The organism is Parabacteroides sp. AM58-2XD (genome assembly GCF_003463685.1).
Taxonomy (GTDB): domain Bacteria; phylum Bacteroidota; class Bacteroidia; order Bacteroidales; family Tannerellaceae; genus Parabacteroides; species Parabacteroides segnis.
Genome location: NZ_QSDP01000177.1, coordinates 1 through 6622 on the forward strand (window position 1 = coordinate 1; position 6622 = coordinate 6622).

Below are 6622 nucleotides of genomic sequence, written 5' to 3' on the forward strand. Positions count from 1 at the left end.
TATGCAATAAACCATAAAGAGAATATTGATATTGTTGATTATCCTTTTACTTGTGAAAAATTGGAGAGACACTTTAACTCATACACACCTACGATTATCTCATTTTGCGATATAATTATATCAGCAATTAATACTGAATCTAAAGAGATAATAATTCACAACAATGATGAATTAGAACTATTAATACAATATTATGATACAATTCATTGGGCTACCCATGTGAAACTAAATAGGGCTATAACATACGCATTGTCAAATCTTTTCACCAATGGTGTTGTAAACGAAAATATTTTATATTGGATAAAACGTAATTATAATCGGATTCAATTTTCATTTAATACAGATACACCTTTTAATACAGCAGATTTTGGAGAATTAGTAAAGTCATCTTCGTTAAATATCTTTGACAAACTTATGTTGTTAAAGTATACCTCCCCTCAGTTCAAAGATAGCAAACTATTGTTGTCTGCAATAGATGAGTACAACAAAACTGAGTCAACAATAGAAAAAGAAAAATATAGAGATATATTAATTAGAATACTATAATTTAGTATTTACCTCTTTTATTGTATGCTTAAATATTATTCCTCCACCTCCAAGAATCCCATCAAGAACGCATCGGGGAAGATGAATTTCTTTTCACCAAGGGTGAATTTGATGTGGATAAACTTTTCGTTCTTATTATCTGGGATACTTTTCGATTATTATATACAGTCATACTATCATTTTTCTATGTAGAATATTGTTTTTCAGTTGGTTAATGTATGATAGTAGATACTTTTAACTATCATTTATCTATCATTTAACTGTCATTTTAACAGAGTTTTAACTAACGGTTAGTCTTTTTTTGACTATAAAAGCTGTTCATTACTGCTGTATAGGGTATCTTATCATTCGTCGGCCTACTACCTTTTTATACCAAAACTATGATTTAACTTCACTCGGATACAGACTTTTTGTTGCCAGGATGCCTGTCTCACCTGGTTTTACACCCCCATCCTGACGATGCCTACACCCGGGTGTCGATGATATCAAGACCCGGGTGTCAAACAATAGTTCTTACTATCTTGCTGAAAATTAGTTATATACTTACTGAAAATAGCATGCTGTCTTCCCTGCTTTTTAAGCAGGGTATGATAGTTTAGTGATAGATAAATGATAGTTGAAAACATCTACTATCATAATGTAATAGTCTGTTGTATAATTTGTTATGATAAAAAATGATAGTATGATAGTGTATTTCGGATTTTATTTATATAGTTGTCAGTACTGTCTTTTTCCACAAAGCTAGCACAATATGTAGCCGTTATCTTTTTTATCTTAAAAGTAGATTTGCTTCATAACTCGCATGAGTGAGCTAATGAAATTTCTATTAAACGAGCTATTTTGTAATTAGCTGATTATTGATAATCGCTTTGTACACCTCTTCACGCATGGGGCGGGATACGGGTATTTTATGTTCTCCGATAACTAACTGATTTCCTTCGATGGCTTGTATATGGGAAAGGTTTACTATGAATGAACGGTGTACCTGCATAAATGAAGTTGCAGGGAGTGTGTCGAGTATGGATTTTAACCGGATGCTGGCTGTATCTTTGGCGGCTGGTGTATGGATGATAATGTAATTCTCCATGCTCTCAATGAAGAGTATTTCTTTGAGATAGATTTTTTTTAGCTGTTTCTCTGTTTTTATAAAGATGTATATATCCTCCTCTTTTTTTGATTCGGATTCTATCATTGTATGTACTTTATTAACCGCTTTCAGGAAGCGGGAAAATGGAATTGGTTTTAGTAGATAGTCCACTACATCGAACTCGTATCCTTTCAGGGCATATTGCTCGTAGGCTGAGGTGATAATTATGTGGGGCGGGTTTTGCAGATCGGCTAAAAGATCCAGTCCTGACAGATGAGGCATTTCGATGTCCAAGAAAAGCAAATCTGCATGAACAGTCTTTAGCATGTTATTGAGTTGTACTGCATCCTCGCATTCTCCGGCTATTGTCAGAAAATCAACTTTGTTGATGTATCGCTTCAATCCTTTCCGGGCGATAGGTTCGTCATCTGTTATAATGCATTTTATTTCCATATTATTCTGATAAGTCGATGAATAAATTAACAGTGAAATAAGTTTCGTTGTTTGTAATGTCTAACCGGTATTTGCCGGGATAAAGTAGATTCAATCTTTTTCTGAGGTTCTCGATACCTATACCGGTTCTTCCCTTTGGGTCTGTGTCAGGTATAGTGCTGTTTCTAGCCATAAAATGAATGGCTGAATCTTCTTGTTGCATTTGAACTTGTATTAGGTAATCCCCTCCTACATATTTAAAGGCATTTTCCAATAAAGGCTGAAACAGTAGCGGATGTATTTTCTGTTCTTTCAGATTCATATCGAAAGATGATTCAAATTTCAGTCGTTCCGTCATACGGAGCTGCTGAAATTGTATGTAAGTCTGCAAGTAATCGATTTCCTGTTTGATCGTTACTTTCGTATTTATATCGTATAGTTGATAACGGAGCAGGTCGGAAAGCCGTTCGATCGATTCGATAGCAGCTTCATTTTCTTCGTCGATCTGAAAATAGACGGTATTCAGGGCATTAAATAGAAAATGCGGATGATATTGTGATCTTAATAGTTTCAGTTCGGCATCCAATTGATCGACTTTTAATTTCTCCAACTGAATGATCTTTTCTGTGTAATGCTTGTTTAAGATCGTATTTCTGATAGAAGTATAATAAAAAAGGAATATAGGCAAGGCTGTGGCATTGATTAGTAAGGCTTCTCCCCAGCGGTAAGTCATTTCATTGATGAAAATAATTATTACGTACAGGCTGATATTGAGTGTGACAACGATAAACAGGATCACCCAAAAGTATTCCATTATTTTAGGAAGAAGTTTGTTTTCTTTGTTTCTGTCGAAGAAAACATTGGCCAAGCTATTGAAGAACAGGGAGGCTAGGATAACATTTATCATTATGAGAGTGAGAGCCTTTATGCGGTTGAACCAGGCTGATGCACCTAGTTCCCACATGCGTACCCCATAGGCCATGTCCGTGACAATCCACAAACAGCAGATTGCTAGCATGGTCATAAGCAACGGACTCAGGAAGTTGTATTTTATTTTCATAACTGATTTCAAACTATAAATTTATTCTTTTACTTTGATCTATGCTTGTATCACGGTTACTTTTTTTAGATTGTTTGCCTTGTTTTAAATTAATTGAGACAGATACTCCGATGCAGCGATAGTCGTTGAACTGTTTGGTCGATGCCTTGCCGATATTTCCGGACAGATCGAGGTCAAGATCTTGTCTGTTCGTTTGGAACACGTCGTTGGCATATAAACGGAGTGTGAGCCTGTCGTCCCATACCTTTTTCTGTATGGCCATCGATACAGACCAGTGCGGATTGACGGTAGCTTGCCCGAGAGCCATACGTCCGTTATAGAAGCCCGATATTTCGGCATTCAGTCCGGCTGGAAGTATGAACTGGTTGTTGATACTGACTGATGGTGTGAATAGTTTCTTTTCGATAGTTTTTCCGGTATTTTTCCATTTGTATAAACTATGAAACAGGGCTGCATTAGTGCTCATTCTCCACCATCTTTTTCTGATCAGATCGCCTGCGTCTAACCGGAGCCCTATCCTTGAATTATTTTAGAAATTCTCCGGATAAACGACAGCTATATTGTCTTCTATTATTCCAATACTCTGCATGATAGGAGCTTTGGTGTAAGAGAAAAACAGGGTTGCCCGGTATAATTTCTTGTGAATATAAGCGAATTCTATATTATCCGTGAGTTCGGCTTTCAGGTCGGGGTTACCGGTTGAACGTGTATAATCATCCCATATATAATTGAACGGACTCAGGTCGCCATAGTTTGGACGGATGATCCTTTTGTTATATAAAAAGGAGATACTGTTGTCTGTTTCCGGTATATTGTATTGCACGGTCAGCGTTGGAAACAAGTGGATATAGTTGTCCGTATAGGAAGAGTCTTTCAGGTTTATGTCCGGTGAATATTGCGTTCCGCTGATACGGGTTTGTTCCAGGCGTAAACCTGCTTCCAGGTTGAATTTTCCAACCTGTCCGTTTATCTGGATATAGGCGGCGTTGATATTTTCATTATATTTATACTTGTTACTCAGGCTGTTGTCGGGAAGCCACTGTCCGGTCATCAGGTTTGCATATAATGCACTGTTATCCAAATCTACCCATGTGAACTTCAGTCCGGAATAGAACTTGAATTTTGCCGGTAAAGGCATACTCCAGTTGGTTTGTGCGGAATACATGCGTATGTTACTGCTCATATCTCCTTTTAATGTGTCTCTGTTTAATATCTGTTCTTCCGGGTTTTTCATTTCGTTCAACATGGAAAGCGTTTGTTTATGCTCGTGCAGCAGATAATCGAATGAAAGGTCGGCTGTCTGGTCCTTGTCGTTTTTGTAGTTTAGAAGAAGGCCGCCGGAAATGGCCCGTTGTTTGGTATAAGTCTGGCTTTGGGTATGAAGAGAGGAGTCGACAGGACTGCCGGATTTTTGAATGTATGTATCGGTGCTGCCGGGTATGCGCTTATTGAACAATGTTCCGTTGGTGGATACCTCAAAAGAGAAGTTGTCGTTTATATCGTAGTTCATTCCCAGGCGGGCCCAGTCTCCCTGATTACGATCTTTCATTCTTGAATTCTGGTTGATGTTCATCATGGGAGAGGATGCTGTGTTTTGCAAATTGTATTCGCGGAAGATATCCAGCGTCGATTTATATTTCCCCTGGTAATGAGAATAATCGAGGAAAAGTCCGAGTTTATTCTTTTGGTAGGTCAGGCGTCCTCCGACGTTCCATTTGCCATCGGCTGATTGCTGGTAGCTTGTATTAGCCTGGGCAGTCCAGCCTTCAACGGTAACCTTCTGTGTCCGGATATCGATCAGTCCTGTTTTGCCGGCAGCATCATATTTTGCGGAAGGGCTGGTGATCAGATCGATATTTTTTATGGATGAAACAGGCATTGAGCGTAGATAATTGACCAGTTTGTCTCCGCTCAGGTAAGTGCTTTTACCATTGACCAACACCTGAATGCCGGTCTGTCCGTTCAGGATCACACTGCCATCTTCATTAACCATTACGCCCGGGAGACTTCTTAATGCATCCAGCACATTGCCCTGAGAGCCAAGTACCATGGCGTCCATATCGAAAGTGGTCGTACCGGGTTTCATCGTCATCAGTTTTCGCATACCGGTTATTGTTACAGCGGAAAGTAGTTGAGCATCCTCTTCCATTATGACAGGAGGAAGGGGCCGGCTTTCTTTAGTTTGTATGGTAAGGTATTGCTTTTTATATCCCAGCATTGAAAACTCCAACAGGTATTTATCCGGTTTCACCTTAGGAAGAACAAACACCCCGCAAGTGTCTGTGATGGTTCCGCTAATATAGGCGGAGTCAATAGTACTTTTAAGCAAGATGGTTACTCCCTCCAAGGTTTCATTATTGACATCTGTCACTTTGCCGGAAACTTTGATTTCTGTTTGCTGTGCATATAAAGGATAAGCTAGTAACCCTAAAAGCAGTATCTGAATGATCTTTTTCGTCTTTATATTTTTGTCGTTTAATAATTTATCAGCAAAGCTATGGGGTGGGGAAGCGGGTTTCAAATAAGATTGACGAATTGCTTGTTTTTTGAGGTGAATTGCAGAATTCATATAAGTTCACTACATTTACACTATTGAAACGAAGATACACATGGATACTGATTTTATAAACATAACAACAGAAAATCTTGCCGATGAGCATTTATGCTGCATTATCCGCACTAAAAAGCTACATCCGGGTGTTGAGGCAAAGCGTCAATGGCTTTCTGACCGGCTGAATGAAGGTCATGTCTTTAGAAAGTTAAATGCGAAGGCAACGATTTTTATCGAATATGCTCCTTTGGAAACAGCCTGGGTTCCCATAATCGGGGATAACTATTATTACCTCTATTGTTTATGGACTTTGGGTAGTTGCAAAGGGAAGGGGTATGGAAAATCATTGATGGAATATTGTATAGCCGATGCCAAAGAAAAGGGTAAATCCGGTATCTGTATGCTCGGGGCAGAAAAACAAAAATCCTGGCTTTCCGACCAGTCATTTGCGAAAAAGTTTGGTTTTGAGGTAGTCGATACTACCGATAACGGATATGAATTGCTCGCACTTTCTTTTGACGGAACAATGCCGAAGTTCGCGCAAAATGCAAAAAAGCTGGAAATAGAAAGCAAAGAGCTGACAATTTATTATGATATGCAGTGTCCTTATATCGATCAAAAAATTGGGATTGTCAGACAATATTGCGAAATGAATGATGTCCCTCTATCATTGATTCAGGTGGATACATTACAAAAAGCGAAGGAATTGCCTTGTGTTTTCAATAACTGGGCTGTGTTTTATAAAGGAAAATTTGAAACGGTGAATTTAATACAAGACGTTACCCACCTGAAGAGAATACTTAAGAAATGAAAGTATAATTTTGACTACCTTGCAATCAGGGCGACCGCACCAAAATTCCTCTAAAAAGTTTATCATTGCAAAATGAATACCTCTAATTATTTTTCAGAAGTGACAGATCCTCGTGTAACAGGTCGCTGTCTACAT

Annotated in this window: 4 protein-coding genes and 1 pseudogene; 2 read left to right on the top strand and 3 right to left on the bottom strand. The window is 38.5% G+C overall.

What is annotated here, in order from left to right; genetic code table 11:
• Nucleotides 1-546: hypothetical protein (locus DXA15_RS25375; RefSeq protein ID WP_158579713.1), on the top strand; the 546-nt coding region annotated here is incomplete at its 5' end.
• A gap of 835 nt (nt 547-1381) precedes the next feature.
• Here DXA15_RS25375 and DXA15_RS24175 read toward each other — a convergent pair.
• The 3 genes and pseudogenes from DXA15_RS24175 to DXA15_RS24190 all read right to left on the bottom strand — a co-directional run bounded on the left by DXA15_RS24175 (nt 1382) and on the right by DXA15_RS24190 (nt 5694).
• Entirely contained in the window at nt 1382-2086 is a 705-nt protein-coding gene (locus DXA15_RS24175) for a LytTR family DNA-binding domain-containing protein (RefSeq protein ID WP_128135736.1), read from the bottom strand.
• Between the two features lies 1 nt (nt 2087).
• A complete protein-coding gene (locus tag DXA15_RS24180; RefSeq protein ID WP_128135737.1) occupies nt 2088-3125 on the bottom strand; it encodes a sensor histidine kinase in 1038 nt (345 codons plus the stop codon).
• A gap of 13 nt (nt 3126-3138) precedes the next feature.
• A pseudogene (locus DXA15_RS24190) lies at nt 3139-5694 on the bottom strand (outer membrane beta-barrel protein).
• Nucleotides 5695-5734: 40 nt separating this feature from the next.
• Here DXA15_RS24190 and DXA15_RS24195 point away from each other — a divergent pair.
• On the top strand, nt 5735-6487 hold the full coding sequence (locus DXA15_RS24195; protein WP_128135740.1) for a GNAT family N-acetyltransferase: 753 nt from the start codon (nt 5735-5737) through the stop codon (nt 6485-6487).
• Nucleotides 6488-6622: the final 135 nt, after the last annotated feature.

Excerpts from the sequence above, each read along its gene's own strand:
- DXA15_RS24175 (WP_128135736.1), bottom strand. The coding sequence starts at position 2,086 with ATGGAAATAAAATGCATTATAACAGATGACGAACCTATCGCCCGGAAA.
- DXA15_RS24180 (WP_128135737.1), bottom strand. The coding sequence starts at position 3,125 with ATGAAAATAAAATACAACTTCCTGAGTCCGTTGCTTATGACCATGCTA.
- DXA15_RS24195 (WP_128135740.1), top strand. The coding sequence starts at position 5,735 with ATGGATACTGATTTTATAAACATAACAACAGAAAATCTTGCCGATGAG.